General features: G+C 57.8%; 16 protein-coding genes and 1 pseudogene. 7 read left to right on the forward strand and 10 right to left on the reverse strand.

Annotation, left to right across the window (positions count from 1 at the left end):
• Nucleotides 1–9: 9 nt before the first annotated feature.
• Nucleotides 10–1221, forward strand: coding sequence for a phospholipase D family protein (locus tag OSW16_RS15440; RefSeq protein WP_267816507.1), 1212 nt, complete (start codon nucleotides 10–12; stop codon nucleotides 1219–1221).
• 411 nt (nucleotides 1222–1632) lie between these two features.
• Here OSW16_RS15440 and OSW16_RS15445 read toward each other — a convergent pair whose 3' ends face one another.
• The 3 genes from OSW16_RS15445 to OSW16_RS15455 form a co-directional block, all read right to left on the reverse strand.
• Nucleotides 1633–5010, reverse strand: coding sequence for a hypothetical protein (locus OSW16_RS15445; protein ID WP_267816509.1), 3378 nt, complete (start codon nucleotides 5008–5010; stop codon nucleotides 1633–1635).
• A gap of 15 nt (nucleotides 5011–5025) precedes the next feature.
• Complete coding sequence (locus OSW16_RS15450) at nucleotides 5026–7728, reverse strand: hypothetical protein (protein WP_267816511.1); 2703 nt, start codon at nucleotides 7726–7728, stop codon at nucleotides 5026–5028.
• 132 nt (nucleotides 7729–7860) lie between these two features.
• Nucleotides 7861–8208 (reverse strand): hypothetical protein, encoded by a 348-nt coding sequence (locus tag OSW16_RS15455; RefSeq protein WP_267816513.1) that lies wholly within the window; start codon nucleotides 8206–8208, stop codon nucleotides 7861–7863.
• A 472-nt stretch (nucleotides 8209–8680) separates the two neighbouring features.
• Here OSW16_RS15455 and OSW16_RS15460 point away from each other — a divergent pair, with 472 nt between their 5' ends.
• The 4 genes and pseudogenes from OSW16_RS15460 (at nucleotide 8681) to OSW16_RS15475 (ending at nucleotide 10818) form a co-directional block, all read left to right on the forward strand.
• The gene (locus tag OSW16_RS15460; RefSeq protein ID WP_253096173.1) at nucleotides 8681–8998 is read left to right on the forward strand and encodes a type II toxin-antitoxin system PrlF family antitoxin; all 318 of its coding nucleotides are present in this window, start codon (nucleotides 8681–8683) and stop codon (nucleotides 8996–8998) included.
• The gene (locus OSW16_RS15465) at nucleotides 8998–9492 is read left to right on the forward strand and encodes a type II toxin-antitoxin system YhaV family toxin (protein WP_267816517.1); all 495 of its coding nucleotides are present in this window, start codon (nucleotides 8998–9000) and stop codon (nucleotides 9490–9492) included. Before OSW16_RS15460 ends, OSW16_RS15465 begins: the two co-directional genes overlap by 1 nt.
• A gap of 547 nt (nucleotides 9493–10039) precedes the next feature.
• Complete coding sequence (locus tag OSW16_RS15470; protein WP_267816519.1) at nucleotides 10040–10357, forward strand: type II toxin-antitoxin system PrlF family antitoxin; 318 nt, start codon at nucleotides 10040–10042, stop codon at nucleotides 10355–10357.
• Nucleotides 10357–10818, forward strand: a pseudogene (locus OSW16_RS15475) (type II toxin-antitoxin system YhaV family toxin). The gene OSW16_RS15470 and the pseudogene OSW16_RS15475 overlap by 1 nt, the downstream one beginning before the upstream one ends.
• Here OSW16_RS15475 and OSW16_RS15480 read toward each other — a convergent pair.
• The 3 genes from OSW16_RS15480 to OSW16_RS15490 all read right to left on the reverse strand — a co-directional run bounded on the left by OSW16_RS15480 (nucleotide 10716) and on the right by OSW16_RS15490 (nucleotide 13952).
• Nucleotides 10716–10985 (reverse strand): hypothetical protein, encoded by a 270-nt coding sequence (locus tag OSW16_RS15480; protein WP_267824171.1) that lies wholly within the window; start codon nucleotides 10983–10985, stop codon nucleotides 10716–10718. The pseudogene OSW16_RS15475 and the gene OSW16_RS15480 sit on opposite strands and share 103 nt — an antisense overlap.
• Nucleotides 10986–11376: 391 nt before the next feature.
• Complete coding sequence (gene pcaF / locus OSW16_RS15485) at nucleotides 11377–12579, reverse strand: 3-oxoadipyl-CoA thiolase (protein ID WP_267816521.1); 1203 nt, start codon at nucleotides 12577–12579, stop codon at nucleotides 11377–11379.
• A gap of 32 nt (nucleotides 12580–12611) precedes the next feature.
• A complete protein-coding gene (locus OSW16_RS15490; protein ID WP_267816523.1) occupies nucleotides 12612–13952 on the reverse strand; it encodes an MFS transporter in 1341 nt (446 codons plus the stop codon).
• Nucleotides 13953–14186: 234 nt separating this feature from the next.
• Between OSW16_RS15490 and OSW16_RS15495 the strand changes: the two genes are divergently transcribed.
• Together OSW16_RS15495 and OSW16_RS15500 are read left to right on the forward strand one after the other, a co-directional pair.
• On the forward strand, nucleotides 14187–15461 hold the full coding sequence (locus tag OSW16_RS15495) for an OprD family outer membrane porin (protein WP_267816525.1): 1275 nt from the start codon (nucleotides 14187–14189) through the stop codon (nucleotides 15459–15461).
• Between the two features lie 86 nt (nucleotides 15462–15547).
• Complete coding sequence (locus OSW16_RS15500; RefSeq protein WP_267816527.1) at nucleotides 15548–16399, forward strand: alpha/beta fold hydrolase; 852 nt, start codon at nucleotides 15548–15550, stop codon at nucleotides 16397–16399.
• Nucleotides 16400–16453: 54 nt separating this feature from the next.
• Here the strand turns inward: OSW16_RS15500 and OSW16_RS15505 are convergent, their stop codons facing one another.
• The 4 genes from OSW16_RS15505 to OSW16_RS15520 are packed head-to-tail and all read right to left on the reverse strand — an operon-like array spanning nucleotide 16454 to nucleotide 19961.
• On the reverse strand, nucleotides 16454–17218 hold the full coding sequence (locus OSW16_RS15505) for an enoyl-CoA hydratase-related protein (RefSeq protein ID WP_267816529.1): 765 nt from the start codon (nucleotides 17216–17218) through the stop codon (nucleotides 16454–16456).
• Entirely contained in the window at nucleotides 17218–18105 is an 888-nt protein-coding gene (locus OSW16_RS15510; protein ID WP_267816531.1) for an amidohydrolase family protein, read from the reverse strand. Before OSW16_RS15510 ends, OSW16_RS15505 begins: the two co-directional genes overlap by 1 nt.
• Nucleotides 18105–18746 carry a carboxymuconolactone decarboxylase family protein gene (locus tag OSW16_RS15515; protein WP_267816532.1) on the reverse strand — a complete coding sequence of 214 codons (642 nt, stop codon included), beginning with the start codon at nucleotides 18744–18746 and terminating at the stop codon, nucleotides 18105–18107. Before OSW16_RS15515 ends, OSW16_RS15510 begins: the two co-directional genes overlap by 1 nt.
• A 3-nt stretch (nucleotides 18747–18749) precedes the next feature.
• Nucleotides 18750–19961: a CaiB/BaiF CoA transferase family protein gene (locus OSW16_RS15520; protein WP_267816534.1), complete on the reverse strand. Its 1212-nt coding sequence runs from the start codon at nucleotides 19959–19961 to the stop codon at nucleotides 18750–18752.
• Nucleotide 19962: the final 1 nt, after the last annotated feature.

Genomic DNA, 19962 nt, shown 5'->3' on the forward strand with positions numbered 1-19962 from the left:
AAAGCAGAGATGGATGTGAAGTTCCTGTCGGCTTCCCAGACGCAGTCGACACTCATAGCACTGGTTGAGAACTGCGAGTCGATGCAATGGGCAGTAGCCTGGGCGACCGAGAACGCGGTCTTCGAGGCAGCGATGAAAGACAGCTCGAAGTTCGAGCACTTCGTTGTCGGCACTCATATGTTCCAGACGCAGCCCGAGGTGCTTGAGCGGGCGGCAGCGCTAGCAGCCGCAGCCGTCGTTCCTCCTACGGGCGACCTGTTCCACCCGAAGGTCTACCTGTTTCGTAACGGGCAACGCATACGCTGCGTGGTCGGGAGCCCGAATCTCACGAAGGCGGCGATGAGCCGAAACGTCGAGGCGAGCGTGCTGCTTGATGGCTCGCTCGACGATGCAGCGCTGGTAGAGCTCAGTCGCTTCGTCGCAGAAGCGTGGAAGGGGGCGGAGGACATCTCTCACGAATTCCTCTATCGGTACCGTCACCAGTACGCAGCTAAGACGGCTGCGCGACAGGAACTGATCAAGTTCGCTGACGTTCGGCTACCTTCTAAGCCGAATACCAAGCGCGCGCCACATGACATGAGCTGGGCGGACTACCTCGTGCAGGTCCGAAGCGCATCACACCCGTCTGCGCACCTGTTTAAGGAGCGCTTGGGCGTTCTGACAAAGGCTCGCGCCCTTTTCGCGACTGGCATACCCTACGCGCAGTGGAACGAGGGCGACCGCAAGCTGGTCGCTGGTACTCTCGGGCGCAAGAAGTCTCAGCAGCCAGGCGTGGACTACGGGCTTTTCGGGAGCATGGGCGCAAGTGGGACGTTCGCGAACCTGGTCATCGAAGCGCCCACAGGTCTCTCCCACGCCCTCGACTTCATCCCGTTGATGGGCGCGGTCACGCAGGACGACTACGACCGCTACTGCAAAGCGTTCAGAGCAGCCTTCGATCAGGACGGGCGAGTCGGCGGACTACCGACCGCGACTAGGCTCTTGGCGATGAAGCGGCCTGACGCATTCGTGTGTATCGATTCGGCCAACCGAAAGGACTTGTGCGAAAACTTCGGTGTCAGCCCGAGCACAACGAACCTGGAGAACTACTGGCGGCGCATCATTGAGCCGATGCACGGTGATCCGTGGTGGAGACATCCGCAACCCAGCAATGCGGCTGACGCCGAAATCTGGTTGGGACGCGCAGCGCTTCTGGACGCCATCTACTACACGCCCCGTTGAGCCTGCAGCTCGTCGACTTCCTGCGGACGCAGGACACGTCCATCCCCTCCTGAAACGCCGATGTTCACCGATGGTGAAGAAGTCGCTGACTTGGTCATCTTCAAAAATATACATCTTGGCAGTGCAGGCCAAGACCCTACGCCACCGCCTCACCATAAGTGAGGACGCGTGGTTTCTTGCGAGTATTAGTGTTCAGCTTGCAGCCTTTGCCGACGCCTGGCTATGGAATCCGACCGATAGCAAACAGCCTTTCCGGTCACTACCGACGAGTCCCCTAACTCCCGCTTTGGGTCGAAATCGGTCTGTCGCGAATGGCAGCAAACGACTGTGGATTTCAACCGGCCAGTAGCCCTCACTGACTACCCCATCCGGACGAGAAGGTATGCTCCCAGTCTATGTGCACGACAAAGGTCACATCACCTGACTCAATTCCGCTAACCAAGGCCCATATGCTTGGTGAAGTATGGGTATTAGATCCGGTCGCATCAGTACGTCACACCCCTCTATGCAGTACGAGTCCTGAATCGAAATCTGATCGCTATGCACTCGCCAAGTACGTTGAACCACCGCGAGGTTTCCAGCAGCATCTACCCACTTCATGGAGCCTGCGTATGCACAATGGTGCAGATCAGCAAGCATTTGAAGGCTTGCCGGAGGGACGAGTAATGAAGCCCTTCCCAGCCAGTCCTCAATTGGGCTCAGGCTCACTAACCAAGGACCACGCTCGTCCATTATCTCATCCGGACTACCCGTAATGATCATCCAATCTTCGATATGACCTTCGTTGAAAGGAAACGCATTGGGAGGGACACTCTCATCAGGATGCACTGCAACAATCCCCCCCATGCGGGTGGTCGTTCGCTGCCGCCCCGATTTAGTCCGCGAGCTTTGAGGATGTTCCACCTCATAGAAACCAAGTCGAATCCAACCACTGTACTCAGGATCATCGTCAGCGACCGTGACGATCGGGTTGAGACCATTGCGCGCACTGGGTTCCCATTTAGGGCGCGGTGTCCTGCTGGCGACAGCCATCAAGTGCGCAGGGATATTTGGTAGGATATAGCGCAGGATCTCCTCGTCCAACTCTGACTCGAAGCCTTCGGGTAGCCCTTCAGGACGCGGAAGGCTAACGAGGATAGAATCAAGAATGGATAGATAGATTTCCATTTGCCAAAGCAAAACTTGGGCTGAAAGACGTGCACTACCATTACGGCCGGCGCTGAGCTGCCATCGCTCGCGACCCGGAGTAGAATCACGCCACGCAATGTTATTCAGACGCTCCTCGAGGATATACGGCAGGTCAGGCCAGGACTGCGACAGAAATTCCATCACTTCATACTGCTCAAGTGCTGCGATCATCCGCAAAGGTTGATGGACGACCGGGCTGGAAGACATCGTGGATTCGGTTCTGTCTGCAACAGTCACATCTATTCTGGCTAGAAGTGCTCGAGCCATCCTCGCCACTGCCCATGAGTCGGACTCGGCGCATAGCATAAGCTCGGGACTGACATCAGTAATGAGGTTCGATAGGTCCACCGGGGACTCAATCAACACGCGAAGCATTAGATGCAGCGAGGACACTGATGTATCGGCCAGTAGCCAGTGGCTCAACGGACGAGCGAATAGATGAGTTCGATCGCGTAGCAGACGTGCTATAGCACTCAAAACCAGCCCTTTGCGTGGTAAGACCGGATTGCCTAGGCGATTCAGGAGCAGGCTGATCAAGGCCTCTTCCACTGACCAGTCGCAATCGTCTGCCTCAAGACTTTCAAACCCAAGGTAGCGTCCCGGCAAAGGCAAACGGCGCTCCATCACGTTGAAGGCCTCGGCCCATGCTTGTGACGCGATGTCGGGAACCTCCCATTCGGCAAGTTGCTCAACCAGACGTTGCGTCACACCATGAACATTGCCAGACCGCAGCTTACGGGCCGTCTCGTCTGCTAGCACCTCCCTGGCTTGCGCAGGATCAAGCTCAAGCGCTCTGTCTACCGAAGCTGCGTGCTTACGATCGCCTACGTTATGCCAGCCACCGCCGCCTTTTGCACAGCTATACGCAAGCACGTAGGTGATGGCGGCCAGTTGTACATGACCGGCGTTATCAAGCGCTTCAGCCAGGCCGTTAATGGCCTGATAACGATCCCGGAACCAGTAATCCGTATCGTGCACATAAAAGTGGATCAGTCGTCGGGCTGCTAATTCATCGCCTGCTTCGACCATTTCGCTGATGATATAAGCCAGAGGTAGTGTTACCACCCCGTCGATCTCGGAATCCGAGATTTTCGTCGCACCTAATCTGCGAAGCGTAGACAGCACATCCACATAGCTTCGCGTTTGAGGAAAGGCGGGACGAAGCTCCTCACCTGCCGTGTCGTTCTTAAGAGATCTGCTTTCACTGCGCACTATCGGCGTGGGATGACGGTAATCACACAGGGCTGCTGGAACGGTAAGCGCATGCTCTGATGCAAATTTTAGAAGCCGCTCCACGGCATCGACCCGATACCGCATAGCATCATCTAACACTTCTGCACATAGTTGTGTGAATCGCTCCTGGACGTAGGACAGGCTGTTCGGGATAAGCCGTTCAAGAGGAACTAGCCGTTCCATGACAAGCTTACTGGCGCCACCGTCGTAATCAACCTCGAACAAGATTGAGCTCCATACTCCATCGAGCAAGAGCGGATCCGCCGTTTCAGCAAGACTCTTCAATACACTCGTCAGTGCGGCGACCGTGATCCAGGACTCCCCCCCACGTTCACGTGCCAATGTCGATGCTAAAAGCCGAACACCGCGTACTGGGTCAACAGCCATGAGTGCACTGAACCAGGCATTCGGTGCATGGCGTGTTTCTCTGCCATCGGTATGATTCATCACTGCTCGCACGAGCGGCTGCAACTTGGTCAAGCCATCAAGCGCTGCGGTGGAAGACCCTCTCTTCAAAGCGCTCACACTCTGGATCAGGTCAAACAGAGAGGTGTCTTTGTGAAACCCGTACCCCAGTAGAAACCCGCAAGAGTTCCCCCAATAACTGGCTGCCGCCTCAGGTTGCCCTGCAACTGCTAACGCCTGTGCCACCCGCATGGAAAACTCGGCATGGTTGCTGTAGTAAGTACCGCCGTCTCTCTCCTCTGCCACGAGCTCACGATCTAAAGCGTCGACCACCAACTGCGACGCTGATTCATGTTTAGCGTAGGGAATCAGTATCGAAAAAAAAGTATTGGCCGAAATGGCCCCGCCGTCTTCCCTGTCCATCTGGGTCGCAATACCCAGACGAACCTCGGATATGGAGGAAATGGCGTAGTCCCACTCCTCCAGCGTTCTGGGGAGACGCAGTGCTCGGGCCAGGCTCTCAGCTATAACTGAATGGATGAGATACAGATCGCATGCCCGAGGAGATCCCACGAACGGACGAACATCCCCGAGAAGCTCTGCAAAAACGGCACTAGAGTCAGATGGACTGTTTTGGAGGGCCGCCGCTTCAGCTTCTGCGCTTGCTATCACGAAACGCAGCCAGCAACGGTACCAGCCGTCCCCTTCGACACGATGCCGCTCCGCGTCCAGGATTTGTGAATTGCCCGTTAAGGCATGTAGGCGTATGGATGCAACCCAGTCGCGAACTGGCTGGGTGCTGTGTAGGTGGCCATTGTCGTGCAGAGCAATGTCTAGAGTGTATGGTTCAACCAAAAATGGCTGGCCATTTTCAATGGAACCCCCTCGCTCCAGACACCATACAGCCTGCTCTGCTCCTTCGGCGTGACGCAGCGCGTTGTTGGCGTAATCTGCCGCCGCCACAAAGTTGCTCGCCTCTCATGCGACGTCCGACAGCCCCAACCAAGTCGCACAAGCACGCTCATCACTTAAGCCGAATCGCTGGTCAGATTGAATGCGCACTCGCCCAGCGAGACGTTCAACGGAAGACATAGGTAGCTCGTGAGCGAGCATGCTCGAAAGGCTACGTACGAAGATGAATTTGAGTTCTTCCTCGAAATACAACTGATCACAAACCTCTCGGGCGACACCAAACGTATGCCCTAAGCGCAGTTGTCCTCGCAGCGACGCCAGGTAAACCTTTTCCTCCTCGTACAGACAAGCCTCAGGATCGAAATGATCAGAGTGACTGCTGCGCTGGTCGTCAAACCATAACTCAAGGTATTCCGCCCAGGGTGCCACTGCGCCTTGGGCCTCGACCGCCTCACACGCGAGCAGTCCTTGAGTTGCATCCAGAGTTGGTTCTCCATCGAAGAGCATGCGTTGCGCGAGAGCATGCGGCCCATGTAGCGCCTGGTAGGTGACCCAATACGGATGCCAGCGATTTGTACCTTCATCAAAGCACATGTCGAGTGAACGGAAGATCTCAGCACACCTGAGCAGCACTGGCCAGTTTCCGCTGCTTGCCGCAATGTCCGCTGCAAGCGAGACGCCATTTTCAATAGCCGCTCTAGAGTGTCCATGAATGAGACTGTCACGCGCAAAGGTGGCAGAGACCCGCTCCAAAATCTCATCGTCCCGCCCCATTCGGCGCAAAGAAGGAAGCAAAAAGCGGTATGAGCGAGCGTCTTGAAAAAAGTCTTTGGATTCTAGCCAGACGATGACCGGATTCAGGATATTGCGAACGCTTTTGCCTGCGGCTTGTAACTCGTCAAGAATGAAGCGTCTGAAGCTCTCATGAAATATCCGTACACCGCCTTGACCTGTGGCGTGGGAAAGGATGGGGGACAACATGGCCAGCGCTTCGGGAACATAGTCTTGCATCAAGCTCCCGACAATTTCTTTCAGCTCTGCCTCTGTCACCGAGAAATCAAGCACACCTAGGATATTAGCCACGGGGACGTTGTTGCGGCTGGCGGTCAGGTTCAGGTGTTGGTAGTAACGGGTAATGTCACCGTCAAAGGCTGGCGCTGACAATAGCCATTCATGAGGCGCTTGAATGCGCCCGCTCTTTAACCCCTCAGCGAGGCCAACCGACAAATAGCGGGTATAGAGAGGGTTTCCTTGGGCCTTCGACGCCAGTAAGGTGAGTAACTCGTCTCGTTCACCTTGGTCGCTAATGGCGACGTCTTCAAATGCTTGTAAAACGCCGTGCTTATCACACAGAGAAAATATCTCCTCGCGTTGCCACGCTTGAAGGGTGTGTTGGTGCAGTGAGTCCTTGAAACGATCTCGGAGAGGATCAAGGTGCTCGCCAGGTTGAGAGCCAATGACAAGCGATACACCTTCAGGTAACGCGAGTGTCGATAAGCGCTCTACGATATCCGTTTCATTATCATTTAGGCTTTGCGAGGTGCTGCGTACTCGCGCAATGTGATCCAGACCGTCGACAATAATGACGACTCGGGAGCCGCTTTCAGCGACTTGCTGCAGGCTTTCTTCAAGGACATCAGCTCCTGCCGCAAAGGTCTGCCGAGCAGAGACGCTCTCTTGCTCACTCAACCAGTCCTGGATGTCCCCCAGAAGATTTGCAAACAGGATGTTGGTGCTAACCCGCTTCTCTGCCAAGCCGTCTCCAGGGGCAAGGAAGCAGTAATGCTGCGCTACAACAACACCGCGATTTCGCAGAAAATCGGCAAGCTGCGTCAACTCCCAAGATTTACCTGATCCGGGGCCAGCAAGGATCAAATGAACGCCTCCCTGCAGCACCGTTTCAGCCAGATCGTCGCGAACGTGCGGTCGCAGCTGTAGCACAGAATTATCAATCGGGAACTGTTGAAGTACTCGCCCGAAATCTGTGCGCAGCATCAAACGACTGGCTACGTTCCCAGGGGTCAGCCTCTCGCCTTGAATACGCGCGTTGGTGGCGATGTGAATAGCTAACGCTGCAACATCCTCAGGCCGTCTTTCGGCGTTGGGGTATCGCCCTATTCCAACATCCTTCTTCAACAAGTCGAGCAGTAAATCCTCTAACGGGCCGGGGCTATCAAGATCAAGCGTTGCTGAGGGCAAAGCAAGTTCAATGATAAAGCGCTCGCAAAAAGCGACAACCTGATCTCGGGTAAGCGGTGCTGGGCCCTCCTTGGAGGGGCAGAGTACCGAGAGTCTTGGGCCTTCGGCATCTGGCCATATTCGAGCTGAATCGATGCGATATCGCTTTGTAGTAAACCCTGCGAACGTGCCAGCGGCTTCTGACACTTCAAATAAAGCGGACAACGCGTCGGCTATAACAGGGGGCTGCCAGGTCGCGCAGAGCCTGTACTCGTCAGCTGCGTCCATGCCTGCTTGGGTGAACGTCTGAACCAAACGGTCAAATCGAAGAGAGGAGGCATGGCCTGTGAAATCTTGAAGCTTCAGTGCGACGTCGGGGTTCAGGCTGGACTTTAGCTGGCGCCGGATTCTGGTTCCATTGGCCGTCACCTCAAGATCGTCGAAGCGGTCGTCTTCGACAGTTTTACGATCCACGATGACCGCTTCATGCTGGTGAACAAGTGCTCGAACCAATAAGTATGCGGTAACCAAATCTTGGTAGGCATAGCCCCTATGAGCGGCACTCAAGGAGCCCATGTGTGTCGTAATCAAATTTCCCGCTCCTTTTTAAAGCCCGGCACTAGGGCCCTCCTTCACTGGCTACACATATTAAGCTACTGATGGCTTTCTGGTTGCTCTTTGCAAAATGCTTTAGGTTCTGTATGTATGAAAACCTTTGAAACCTCACCGGAGCCTCTGCTCCAGTGCCAGGTTGTAGTCGTACTTGATCAAGCTATAGATCTTGATGTGCGGGTCGTCCACCGCCAACTCGAACATGCACAGTACGCCATCAGCACTCGTGAACATGCGCTGGGAGTTAAAGCTCAAAGCCAGCTTCTGTGCACCGTATTCAAAGGTGACGGCACGGTTGGCAACTGCCTCGATTTGATTACTGGTGGTCGATACGCTCTTGAAGCGGAAAACCAGCGACGCCGCCATGTCCAGGATCTTACCGATAAAGAAGCTTTCCTCCTCTAGCTCCCGCTCCGGCACGGCGTGGAACTCCTTGCTGCCAACGACGTGCAGAATCATGCGTTTGATCGACAGGGATCGCCGTTCTTCTTCGGAAAAAATTCACGCTCCGTTCAGTGCTTGAGGTCGGCCAGGTTGGATACCCCTCCTGACCCGAAGTCAAAGTCGCATCGACCTTCACGAGCGCTACCGATCCGGATCGGGTCGAAGGCACATGCTGGACGGCGTCAGCAGCCAAATACTGGACGGAGAATATGTCGAGCATGGAAATACTGGCAAGCAGCCATCCTCGTGAAGCGGACTTGAAAACAATCTTTCCGTCAAGTGCGAGCTAATATGTGAGCGTACCGACATCACATTTGCTGTCTTTCTCCTGCCCGCAAGGTATCGAGCCTCGTGTCCCGGGAATCAGTGAAACTCATCCTGCTAAATTTCTGAGCCTTAACCCTACTTGTGCCCGATCAGCAGAACTCAAGATTGACTACGTAAGGACTATTCCTTACCACTCAACCTGTACATCCGGAGAACGCTCATGCCTGCTATCCACGAAATCGCCACGTTGACCTCGAAGGGGCAGGTCACACTGCCAAAATCCGTTCGCCAGCTACTGGGCATTGACACAGGTGGCAAGATTGCATTCGACGTACGCGGGGGTGAAATCGTGGTCAGCCGCGTAGAAACCACCCACGAAGACCCTGCCATCGGTGCGTTCCTGGGTTTGCTAGAGGCTGATATCCGAGGCGGCCGCAACCTCACCACTCTGCCGGAAGACTTGGCGCAAACCATGCTCGCCAACGCAAACCACTGCGTAAACCTGGACGAAGATATCGATGGTGAGGTCGCGATCTGATGCTGCAACATGGCTGGACACTGTTGTTCCATGAAGGTGTGACGTTACAGCTACGCAAATTGCAAGAAGCCGCCGCCCGGGCCGAGCAGAACGACCCGCAAGGTTTTGAGAGCAACGCCAACGTCAAGCTGTTTCGGGCATTGAGCCATCTGATCATGGAGGCTGTGCCTGCCGATCCGGGCCGTGATGAGTTCCGACAAGGCAATACGCTGGGCACCGCCTACCGACATTGGCGCCGTGCAAAAATCGGCAGGCGCTTTCGGCTGTTCTTTCGCTACGACTCAAGGTCCAAGGTCATCGTCTATGCATGGGTCAACGACGAAAACACCCTACGCTCCGCAGGCAGCAAATCCGATCCCTACGCGGTCTTCGAGAAGATGCTGGGCCGCGGCAACCCTCCTGATGACTGGGATGCGCTGACTGCTGCGACGCGTAGCGACTGGGACGAGCCCAAAGCATGCATAGCGCGAGTGGGTGAGGGATCGCACTTTTGAAACCGATCCCTCCTCGCTGCGTCCACTGGCATCCACTCGTAGCTGCTGTTGAAAGGGGTACATCTGGGGGTACAAATCCAATTTTCCGCTCATAACCTTTTGATTTATATGAATATCCAAATGTTTTTTGGCGACCCTGACAGCCTCTAGGGCTTTGTCCTAGACCGCCTGAAGTCGGCCGATGGCTGCCTGTGTCCATCGGCAGAAATCGGACAAATGCAGCCGTTTGAGAATGGCCCGAGGCAATTCTAAGTCCTCGGTCAGTGGGTACTTGCTCGCCGTTTCAGCTCTTCCAACCTCCCCGACAACGCATCCCTATACTTCCCTGCCTGGCACGACTCAAGCGCTGCCTCCGTTTGCGCGATCGCAGCGTCTGTCGCGCCCAATGCTTCGTGACATTTACTGGATCGTGTCCCAGGAGGTGGTGTAACTCATCCGGATGTGCTTCCGAGCTTTCACCCTGCTTATGCTTGGTCAGCAGAAAACCAAGATTGACCAAGTAAGGATTATTCCTTACCCTGCAATCAATACATCCGGGAGAACGCACATGCCTGCCATCCACGAAATCGCAACGCTAACCTCGAAGGGGCAGATCACACTGCCCAAATCCGTTCGCCAGCTTTTGGGCATAGACACTGGAGGCAAGATCGCATTCGACGTACGCGGGGGCGAAATCGTGGTCAGCCGCGTAGAGACCACCCACGAAGACCCTGCCATCGGTGCATTCCTGGGTTTGCTAGAGGCTGATATCCGAAGCGGACGCAACCTCACCACCCTGCCGGAAGACTTGGCGCACACCATGCTCGCCAACGCAAACCACTCCGTAAACCTGGACGAAGATATCGATGGTGAGGTCGCGCTCTGATGCTGCGACATGGCTGGACACTGTTGTTCCATGAAGGTGTGATTTTACAGCTACGCAAATTGCAAGAAGCCGCCGCCCGGGCCGAGCAGAACGACCCGCAAGGTTTTGAAAGCAACGCCAACGTGAAGCTGTTTCGGGCATTGAGCCATCTGATCCTGGAGGCTGTGCCTGCCGATCCGGGCCGTGATGAGTTCCGCCAAGGCAATACGCTGGGCACCGCCTACCGACATTGGCGCCGTGCAAAAATCGGCAGGCGCTTTCGGCTATTCTTTCGCTATGACTCAAGGTCCAAAGTCATCGTCTATGCAGGGGTCAAAGACGAAAACACGCTACGCTCCGCAGGCAGTAAATCCGATCCCTAAGCCGTATTCGAGAAGATGCTGGGCCGCGACAACCCTGCTGATGACTGGGATGCGCTGATTACTGCAACGCGAAGCGATTGGGAAGAGGCCAACCCATAGATTGCCGCAAAAAGTCTGGCCTGACTGTCGAGTGTGAGGTCCTGCACGGGTTCATCGAAGAAGTGTTCAAACCAAGCGCGCAGCCTTGCCGGGTGTGGCACCGCTACGAACGCGTTGATCCGCTGCGCCGTTTCCAGCTCGCGCAACAAGCCGGACACCACGGTCATCTGGCAGGGGTCGACCTGCGAGCTCAGCAGGTGCGCAGGGAGACATCGCCTCCCATACGGATCTCCAGGCTTACCCCGCTGGAACCCACAGCGCGTGGCCGTAGGAGATCACCCACCTGCCGCCGTCGCTGCTCACTCGCATCACCTGGCGGCGTAGATCAGCTGATCATCGGCGTGGCAGTGGTTGGCCACCACCTCACCGTGCCCATAGTCCATTCCTAACGCTTCCATGCCGCGAGTGCCCTTGCGGGGCAAGCAAGCGCCCACAATCTTGGATGACCTTACTTTTCGTACCAAACCTGGTACTTCATCGCCAGCAACGATAAATCGGGCTGTCCGCCGGGCGAGCTCGCGGGCTTCCTTCAAGCAAAGCCTGGCTCGAGGTATCGCATCAGACGCGCTCGAAGGCCAGTGCCAGGCCCTGGCCGACCCCTACGCACATCGTTGCCAGGCCGCGCCGGCCGCCCTGCTTTTCCAGGGCGTGTATGGCGGTCATCACCAGCCGTGCACCGCTCATGCCCAGTGGGTGACCGAGAGCGATAGCGCCGCCATGCGGGTTCAGCTGCATGGCATCGTCGGCAATGTTCAATGCCCTGGCCACCGCGAGGCTTTGGCTGGCGAACGCCTCGTTGAGCTCTACGACATCGAAGTCGCCAATTTCGAGTTCAAGTCGGGCAAGCAGTTTCTGCACGGCAGGCACAGGCCCGATACCCATGATCCGTGGCGCAACCCCCGCGCTGGCCATGCCCAGCACGCGTGCTCGCGGGGTGAGGCCGTGGCGCTCGACCGCAGCTGCGCTGGCAATGAACATGGCGGCAGCGCCATCGTTCACACCCGATGCATTGCCTGCGGTCACGGTGTTGCCTGGCCCGTTGACCGGCTTCAACGCCGAGAGCGTCTGCACGGTGGTTTCCGGGCGTGGGTGCTCGTCCTGTGCGACGATCCGCTCGCCCTTGCGGTGGCGAACGACCACAGGGACGATTTCTTCTGCGAAGAAACCACTGAGCTGGGCCTGCGCCGCGCGTGCCTGGCTACGGCTGGAAAAGGCATCCTGGTCTTCACGGGAAATACCGTAGTGCGCGGCAACGTTGTCCGCGGTCTGGGGCATGCTGTCGACGCCATACTGCTCTGCCATGACCGGGTTGACGAAGCGCCAGCCGATGGTGGTGTCCTCGATGCTAAGCGCACGAGAAAAAGCGGCCTCAGCCTTCCCCATCACAAACGGTGCTCTGGACATGGACTCGACCCCACCCGCGATTGCCAGCTCCATCTCGCCGCAAGCAATCGCCCGGTAGGCAGTGCCAACAGCGTCGAGCCCTGAGGCACACAGGCGATTCAACGTCACCCCGGCCACAGATTCCGGCAACCCGGCCAGCAGCGCGGCCATACGCGCAACATTACGATTGTCCTCGCCCGCCTGGTTAGCACAGCCCAGGAACACTTCTTCGATGGCCTTCGGGTCTACCCCAGGGTTGCGTTCGATCAACGCTTTAAGAGGAACAGCGGCCAAGTCATCCGTGCGCACGCCCGCCAAGGCACCAGCAAAACGCCCGATTGGCGTACGGACCGCATCGCAAATGAAAACATCACGCATGTGTGTCGTTCCTGTGCAGATCTCGAATCGAATCAGTTGGCTTTGACGACTGGCTTGCCGGCTTCAGCCGGGGTACCCAGCAGGATCGTTGCGGCGCCGGTCAGCATCAGCACGCCATAGGCGGCCTGGGATGCGGCCATGCTGCCGGTAACATCGATCAAAGCGCCCACCAGCGCCGGCATGAACACGTTACCGACACCGGCCAGCGTGGTGACCAAAGCGATGCTGCCTGCTGCTGCCTTACCGGTGAGCAGGCTGCCGGGCAATGTCCAGAACGGACCGGTCGCACCCAGAACCGATGCGGTGGCGATAATAAGCAGAATGACCGAGACGGTTGTGCTGGGTTGCAGGATGGCCAGGGTCAACCAGCCTAGCGCCGAGATACTCAAGCAGACCGCAACATGCCAGCGGCGCTCCATGACCTTGTCCGAATGCTTGCCTACAAGATACTGAGCGATCACGCCGACCATGAAAGGAAGCGCCGACAGCAGACCAACATGGAAAAGGTCGGTAATGCCAGTTTTACGAATGATGGTCGGCACCCAGAAAGCAGCTGCAACCGCGCCACTGAAAACGGCCAGCGCGGTGAAGGCCAAAACATACACACGCTTGTCCCGGAGCGCGCCCCAGAGGGAATGGTGTTCATTGGCGTTGCTGGTGTCATCTGCCGCCAACTCGTCGAGGATGACCTTGCGCTCTTGCTCGGAAAGCCACTTGGCTTCTTTGGGCGAGTTGTCCAGCAGCAGGTAGGTGGCGACGCCCATCACGCAGGCCGGCAGACCGGCGACCAGAAACAGAATCTGCCATCCCTTCAGGCCAAACAAACCGTCCATGTGCTGCATGATGCCGCCCGCCAGCGGGCCACCGATCATGCCTGAAATAGGGATCGCAGCCATGAACATCGCCGTTACGCTCGCTCGACGGTTACGCGGAACCCAAAGCGTCAGGAACAGCAACACACCCGGGAAGAATCCCGCTTCGGCAACACCCAGCGCGAAGCGCAGGATGTAGAACATGGTCTCACTTTGCATCATCGAGAATGCCGCACAGGCGATACCCCACATGATCATGATGCGCAGCACCGTCTTGCGGAAACCGATGCGCTGCAGCATCAGGTTGCTGGGGATCTCGAAAAGGATGTAGCCGACAAAGAAAATGCCGGCACCAATGCCGTACACCATCTCGCCGAAACCAAGGTCAGTCATGAAGCCGAGCTTGGCAAAGCCGATGACGTTCCGGTCAATCAGTGCCAAGACGTAGCAGATCATGAGCAGTGGCAGGATCTTCCATTTCACACGAGCGAACGTCCGCTGGGCGAACTGTTCGTCGGTGAAAGCCTGGACGGCATCTGCACTTTCGCGCGCTGTGATCATTGTGGGTTGCCCTGTTGTTGTTATCGGTTTTGCCATCACATGAGCGTGCCGCTCAGTGTACGGCTATCAGCCAAGCCCTGGGCGCTTGCTGTGGTCACATGAGACCGCTGGACGACCTAAAAGTCAATAGGTCATTTTTATAGCCTATTGACTTTTAGGCCGTCCTCGCCGGTAATTGTGGCGGGCTGACTCAATGTCAGCTGACAGAAATGCCCCCACATAGGACAGGTAACAATGACAACAAACCTGAACCGGCAGCTGCTGACGCTGACCACGCTCACCTTCGCCGTTTCATCAGGCGTACAAGCCGCTTTTCTCGATGACAGCAAGACCTCGGTCGATTCCAGAACCTTCTACTTCCAGAACGATTACCGCGACGGCAGCGGCCAGAACCGCGTTGAGGAAAGTGCCCAAGGCCTGACCTTTCGCTTCCAGTCCGGCTACACGCAGGGCGACATCGGGCTGGGCCTGGATGCTGCACTGATGTACGGCTTCAAGCTCGACTCAAGTCCAGAGCGAAGCGGCTCAGGTCTTCTACCGCGCGACGCCGAGAGCCGCCCGGGTCGCCCCAGCTATGCCCGCGAGTCCCAGGACGAATACAGCAAACTCGCGCTGACAGCGAAGCTCAGGCTCTATCAGGACACAGAAGTGCTGGTCGGTACCATCAGCCCGAGCCTGGGCGTGTTGCAACCCAGCACCACGCGGCTCTTCCCTCAAGATTTCCGCGGCACCCAGGTGACCAACACCTCGATAACCGGGCTGACGCTGCGGGCCGGCAAGCTCGACCGGGCCCGTCATCGGGACTCGACCGATTACCAGGGCATCGGTATCGCCTACGCAAACGGGCAGTACCCTCGCACCGATAACCGGGATTTCAACTATGCCGCAGCAGACTACGCAGTCAGCAAGGATGTAGTGCTCAGCTATAACATCGGTGAGCTGGAAGACGTCTATCGCCAACACTTCATCGGCATCAAAGGCAAATTCCCGGCGGGGCCGGGGCGCTTCGTCAGCGACGTCAGGCTGTTTGCTTCAGAGGAAGCTGGCGCCGGCGACGCCGGCACTATCGACAACTGGGTCTACAGCGGGCTGTTCGGCTATGAGTGGAACGGCCACACGCTGCAGGCCGGCTATCAGAAAGTCGATGGCAAAGGCGCATACCCTCAGCTGGAGAGTACTGCCACCTACCTGCACACAGAGATGATGATCACCAACTTCGCCAAGCAGAACCAGGCCTCATGGCTGGCGCGCTATGACTACAACTTCGCTGCTGCAGGCCTTCCCGGGCTGATCCTTACCGTGCGCTATGTGAAGAGCGACGACGCCCAGGTCGTGGGGTTCCAGCAGGAAGGCCGCGAGCGTGAAATCGATACCGATATCGGCTACGTGGTGCAAAGCGGCACGTTCAAAGACCTCGGTGTGCGTTGGCGCCATGGCGTGATGCGCAGCAATTACCAGCGCAACAGCGAACAGGATCGCCTGATCGTCGACTACAGCTTCAAATTCTAAAAAAGCGCATTCCACCCTCTCCCCACTCCGGCCCACCCTCTGTCGGGTGGGCTGCAGAGGCGTCCTCCACAACCGGAAGCTGTTCAATGAAACTGTCGAAATTAGTCGCGCCCTTGGGCGTCTTGTGCGCAGTAGCGCTCGCTCCTGCCGCCTGGTCGCAGGACAACATCGCACACCGTACAGTCCAGAATGCCGAGGCAACCATCGCGTACTCGGTACAGGGCCAGGGGCCGCTGGTGATGATCCTCGCATCCACTGGCCGAGGTAGTGCCGAATTCGCCCCATTGGCCGAGCAGCTGGTGCGCCGCGGCTATCGCGTGGTCTTACCCGAGCCCAGGGGTGTGGCAGGCAGTAAAGGGCCAATGAAAAACGTGACTTTCCATGACTTCGGGGATGACTTCGCCAAAGTGATTGCCGCCGAAGGCGGCCCGGCAATCGTTGCCGGGCATGCGTACGGGCAGTGGATCGCCAAAACCATCGCCAGCGATCACCCACAGGCTGTCCGCGGGATCGTGCTGCTCGCCGGTGGTGCGCGTCAGTGGCCAAGCGAGCTATCAGATGCCATCACCCGGATCAACTCCGAGCAAACGTCCCAAGATGAAAAGCTAGCCGCGTTGCGCCTGGCGTTCTTCGCGGAAGGCAATGATCCCCGCCCCTGGCTTACGGGGTGGCACCCGCAAGTCACCTTGAGCCAGCGTGAGGCACGTGCCAATACTCCCAAAGAAAGCTATTGGGCAGGCGGGACCGCTCCGATTCTGGACTTGCAGGCTGACGCAGACCCGTTTCGGCCCGAGCGCTCCCGCATGGAAACCAAAGAGGAATTCGCAGACCGTGTGACAATCAAGGTCATCCCCCATGCAAGCCATGCGCTGCCGGCGGAGAAGCCTTTGGAAACCGCCGATGCCATTGCCGATTGGGCTGATGGGTTGCCTGAGTAACGTCAACGAAAAAGGGAGATCATCGATGACCTCCCTTTTGTTTACCCCGTCTGATCAGCGACCGACAAACACCGGCGCCCGCTTCTCCACGACGGCCCGGGTCGCTTCACGGGCATCCTCTGTGGCCATCAGGCGCGTACTGTAGCCCTGCTCTACCTGATAGCCCTCTTCAACCTGCATGAACTCGATCTCATTGAGCGATGCCTTGCCCATGCGCAAGCCCAGTGGGCTTTTGCTTGCGATCAGTCGAGCCAGCTCCAAGGCTCGTGACATCAAGTCCTCGTGCGCCAGAACCTCTTCTACCAAGCCAATGCGCAGCGCCTCTGCTGCATCGATCGGCAACCCGGTAAAGAACATCTTGCGCAGGTTGCCCTGCCCGATCAAACGCCCAAGGTGCGCGCCGCCACCACAGCGCCCAACGTTGATCTCCGGCATGCTGAACTTTGCCCGCTGCGAAGCGAGGCGGATATCACAAACCGCCGCAAGGACCGTTCCGGCGCCCAACGCAGGGCCATTCACCGCAGCGATCACCGGCACTGCACACTGGCGTACCGCCGCGAAGCATTGCCGCACTACAGCCGCACGCGCAGGGTCTTCATCGACGGTCGCGGCGAGGAACTCGTGCAGATCAAGGCCGGCACAGAAGGCCCGATCACCGGCGGCGGTAAAAATCACGCAATTGACCGACGGGTCATCACCCAGCCGGGTGAACAATTCGCCGATAGCCTGGTAGTGGGCCAGGGTGATTGCGTTCACCGGCGCACGGTCCAGCGTGACTACCGCCACGCCATCGTTGATCTCAAGCTTCAAGTCTTGCATCACACGCTTCCTTCACTATCGAAACCGAAAAGATGGGCAGGGTTGTCCACCAGAATCTGACGAATGAGTGCATCGTCCCCTACCCAGTTCATGAACACGTCCAGCAACTGCCCAACATCCGGCGATTGCTCAGCCATGCGCACAAAGGGCCAGTCAGATCCCCACAGCAATCTGTCTGGCCGCTTGTTCACCAAGGCCTGATGAAATGGCTGCAGCTCGTCGTACGCAGGCGACTGCCGGGACACGCGGCACAGCGACAGCTTCGTCCAGACCTGGCCACTTTCGAACAGGCTCAAAAAGCGCTGGAAGGCCACCCCTTCGACACCTGCCGCCACATCGAACTGCCCCATGTGATCGAACACGATCGGCATGTCGAGGTCCCTGATCGATTCAAAGACACCCGGGCAGTCCTGGGCCTTAGCCCAGATATGAGCGTGCCAGCCCCGCTCACGCATGCGTGGGGCCAATTGGCGCAGCGTATCAACGCCAATGCTGCCTGCGTAGCGTTTGCCACTGCTGGGGTCGAGCATCTCAATGAAGCGCAACCCGCGTACACCCGCTCGATGCAGAGCATCAAGGGAGGCATCGCTGATGCCCGCATCGGCTACGGCAATACCTCGCGCCCGGCCAGCCAGCTCACCAAGGGCATTGACCAGGGCGCGAGTATCGGTGCCGTAAGGTGCCGGTTGAACGAGCACGCCCCTGTCCAGTCCGACGCTGTCCAGCATCTTTTGATAAACCCCAGGCGCCGCCAACGGGATGGCATACGTGGCCGGGCCAGGGGGAAAGGTGTCGAGCGGGCCGAATACGTGGCTGTGCACGTCACATGCGCCCGCTGGCACGCCTCGAGCAGTGTGCACAGGCATGCGCGGTTCGATCGTGTCCATCAGCGCTCTCCCATCGCAGGGTGTGCGCCAGCCTGAAGAACAGCCGGCGCAGGCTCTGTCAGACGCGGTAAACCGCACTGGGTATCGGTTACCACGTGCAGTGGCGAATTGACCTCATCGGGCAGCGGAATACGGTGCACGTTCAGTGTCATGGCAACCAGCGTGTAGTAGCCGATCACCGATGACAATTCGACCACGCCCACCGTCCCCCAGCGCTGATGAATCCGCTCGTACACATCTTCCTGGACGTCGCCATGAAGCTGCATCTGTCGGGTGAAGGTATAAATGTCCCAGGACTCCGGGTCTTCGAAAACCGGCGCCTCACCCGCTGCGATCGCCTCGATGACCGTACTCTGCAACCCGGCTTTGGCCGCGTCATCGGCGTGAATATGCCATTCCAACTGCCCATTCCAGCGGCGAGCAGTCACCAGGATCGCCAGCTCACTCAGGCGTTTGGGCAACACCGTGTCGTAACGCAGTACTTCCCCCAGGCGCTGCCAGCGGTCAGCCAGCACCGGGTTATGCATGGCAGCCCGCAAAGGCCCCACAAGACGCCCGCGAGGGCCGCGGACAACCGCTTCATAAACCTCAGCCTGCGCCTCGGACATGGTGCGGGCATCGAACAACGGAATTCTGGCCATGACTCACTCCTGCGAGACGGCGGATGGGACATCTAGCTTGATGCCAAGCTCACGCAACACCTCAGCCGTGTGCTCGCCCAACAGGGGCGGTGCACGGTTGAAATCCAGGCTGGAATTGCGCATGCGGATCGGACTGACCACTTGCGGAACCACGCCTGCCAGGGGGTGGGGAAGCTCGCGCAGCATTTCTCGTGCCTGGACCTGCTCGTCGGCGAATACCATGGGCACCGTATTGATCGGGCCGCACGGCACTTTTGCGGCTTCCAGCGCGCGCAGCCATTCCTGCAGCGGGCGTTCAGCAAACCGCTCGCAGATGAGGTGCAGCAAGGAAGGCAGGTTGTCGACCCGCGCCTGATTGGTGGCATAGAGTGGATCGTCGGCCAGTGCTGGCTCTGCAATGACTTCGCAGAAGCGCCGGAATTGCCCATCGTTGCCCACTGCCAGAACGATATGGCCATCAGCGCACTTGAATACGTCTTGTGGCTGGATGTTCGGATGGCGATTGCCAGCGCGCTGCGGGGTCTTACCGGATACCAGGTGGTTCATGGCCTGGTTCGCCAGTACCGCCGTCTGTACATCCAGCATGGCCAGGTCGATGTAATCGCCCTCACCGGTACGGTCGCGGTGGGCCAATGCAGCCAGAACCGCTACGGTGGCATACATGCCAGTCATGATGTCGACAATCGGGATGCCGACTTTCTGCGGGCCACCACCAGGGAGGTCATCTCGCTCCCCTGTCACGCTCATCAAGCCACCCATGGCCTGAATCATGAAGTCGTATGCGGCGTTGTCACGCTTGGGGCCGGTTTGACCGAACCCGGTGATGGAGCAGTAGATGATATCGGGCTTTACCGCTTTAAGATCATCGTAACCAAGCCCGTAGCGGCTCAAGGTACCGACCTTGAAGTTCTCCAGGACGATATCCGACGCGGCAGCGAGTTCCCTGACCACCTGCTGCCCTGCCGGGTCCGCGAGGTCGACGGTGACCGAACGTTTGCCACGGTTCACGCAGAGGTAGTAGCCGGCTTCTTTCGTCGCGTTGCCTGCTTTGTCTTTTAGGAAGGGAGGCCCCCACGTACGGGTGTCATCACCGACGTCGGGGCGCTCGACTTTGATTACATCAGCGCCAAGGTCAGCCAGAACCTGCCCCGACCAAGGGCCTGCCATGATCCGGCTCAGATCGAGAACACGGATATGTGAAAGTGGACCTGCCATG

Origin of the sequence: Pseudomonas putida, from assembly GCF_026625125.1 — a bacterium.
Taxonomy (GTDB): Bacteria; Pseudomonadota; Gammaproteobacteria; order Pseudomonadales; family Pseudomonadaceae; genus Aquipseudomonas; species Aquipseudomonas putida_X.

Bases quoted from the DNA above. Each gene is read 5' to 3' on its own strand.
- OSW16_RS15455 (WP_267816513.1), bottom strand. From the start codon at position 8,208: ATGATTCTGCACGTCGTTGGCAGCAAGGAGTTCCACGCCGTGCCGGAG.
- OSW16_RS15470 (WP_267816519.1), top strand. From the start codon at position 10,040: ATGCCTGCCATCCACGAAATCGCAACGCTAACCTCGAAGGGGCAGATC.
- OSW16_RS15460 (WP_253096173.1), top strand. From the start codon at position 8,681: ATGCCTGCTATCCACGAAATCGCCACGTTGACCTCGAAGGGGCAGGTC.
- pcaF (WP_267816521.1), bottom strand. From the start codon at position 12,579: ATGCGTGATGTTTTCATTTGCGATGCGGTCCGTACGCCAATCGGGCGT.
- OSW16_RS15490 (WP_267816523.1), bottom strand. From the start codon at position 13,952: ATGATCACAGCGCGCGAAAGTGCAGATGCCGTCCAGGCTTTCACCGAC.
- OSW16_RS15465 (WP_267816517.1), top strand. From the start codon at position 8,998: ATGCTGCAACATGGCTGGACACTGTTGTTCCATGAAGGTGTGACGTTA.
- OSW16_RS15495 (WP_267816525.1), top strand. From the start codon at position 14,187: ATGACAACAAACCTGAACCGGCAGCTGCTGACGCTGACCACGCTCACC.
- OSW16_RS15505 (WP_267816529.1), bottom strand. From the start codon at position 17,218: ATGCAAGACTTGAAGCTTGAGATCAACGATGGCGTGGCGGTAGTCACG.
- OSW16_RS15500 (WP_267816527.1), top strand. From the start codon at position 15,548: ATGAAACTGTCGAAATTAGTCGCGCCCTTGGGCGTCTTGTGCGCAGTA.
- OSW16_RS15440 (WP_267816507.1), top strand. From the start codon at position 10: ATGGATGTGAAGTTCCTGTCGGCTTCCCAGACGCAGTCGACACTCATA.
- OSW16_RS15520 (WP_267816534.1), bottom strand. From the start codon at position 19,961: ATGGCAGGTCCACTTTCACATATCCGTGTTCTCGATCTGAGCCGGATC.
- OSW16_RS15480 (WP_267824171.1), bottom strand. From the start codon at position 10,985: ATGACCGTGGTGTCCGGCTTGTTGCGCGAGCTGGAAACGGCGCAGCGG.
- OSW16_RS15515 (WP_267816532.1), bottom strand. From the start codon at position 18,746: ATGGCCAGAATTCCGTTGTTCGATGCCCGCACCATGTCCGAGGCGCAG.
- OSW16_RS15510 (WP_267816531.1), bottom strand. From the start codon at position 18,105: ATGGACACGATCGAACCGCGCATGCCTGTGCACACTGCTCGAGGCGTG.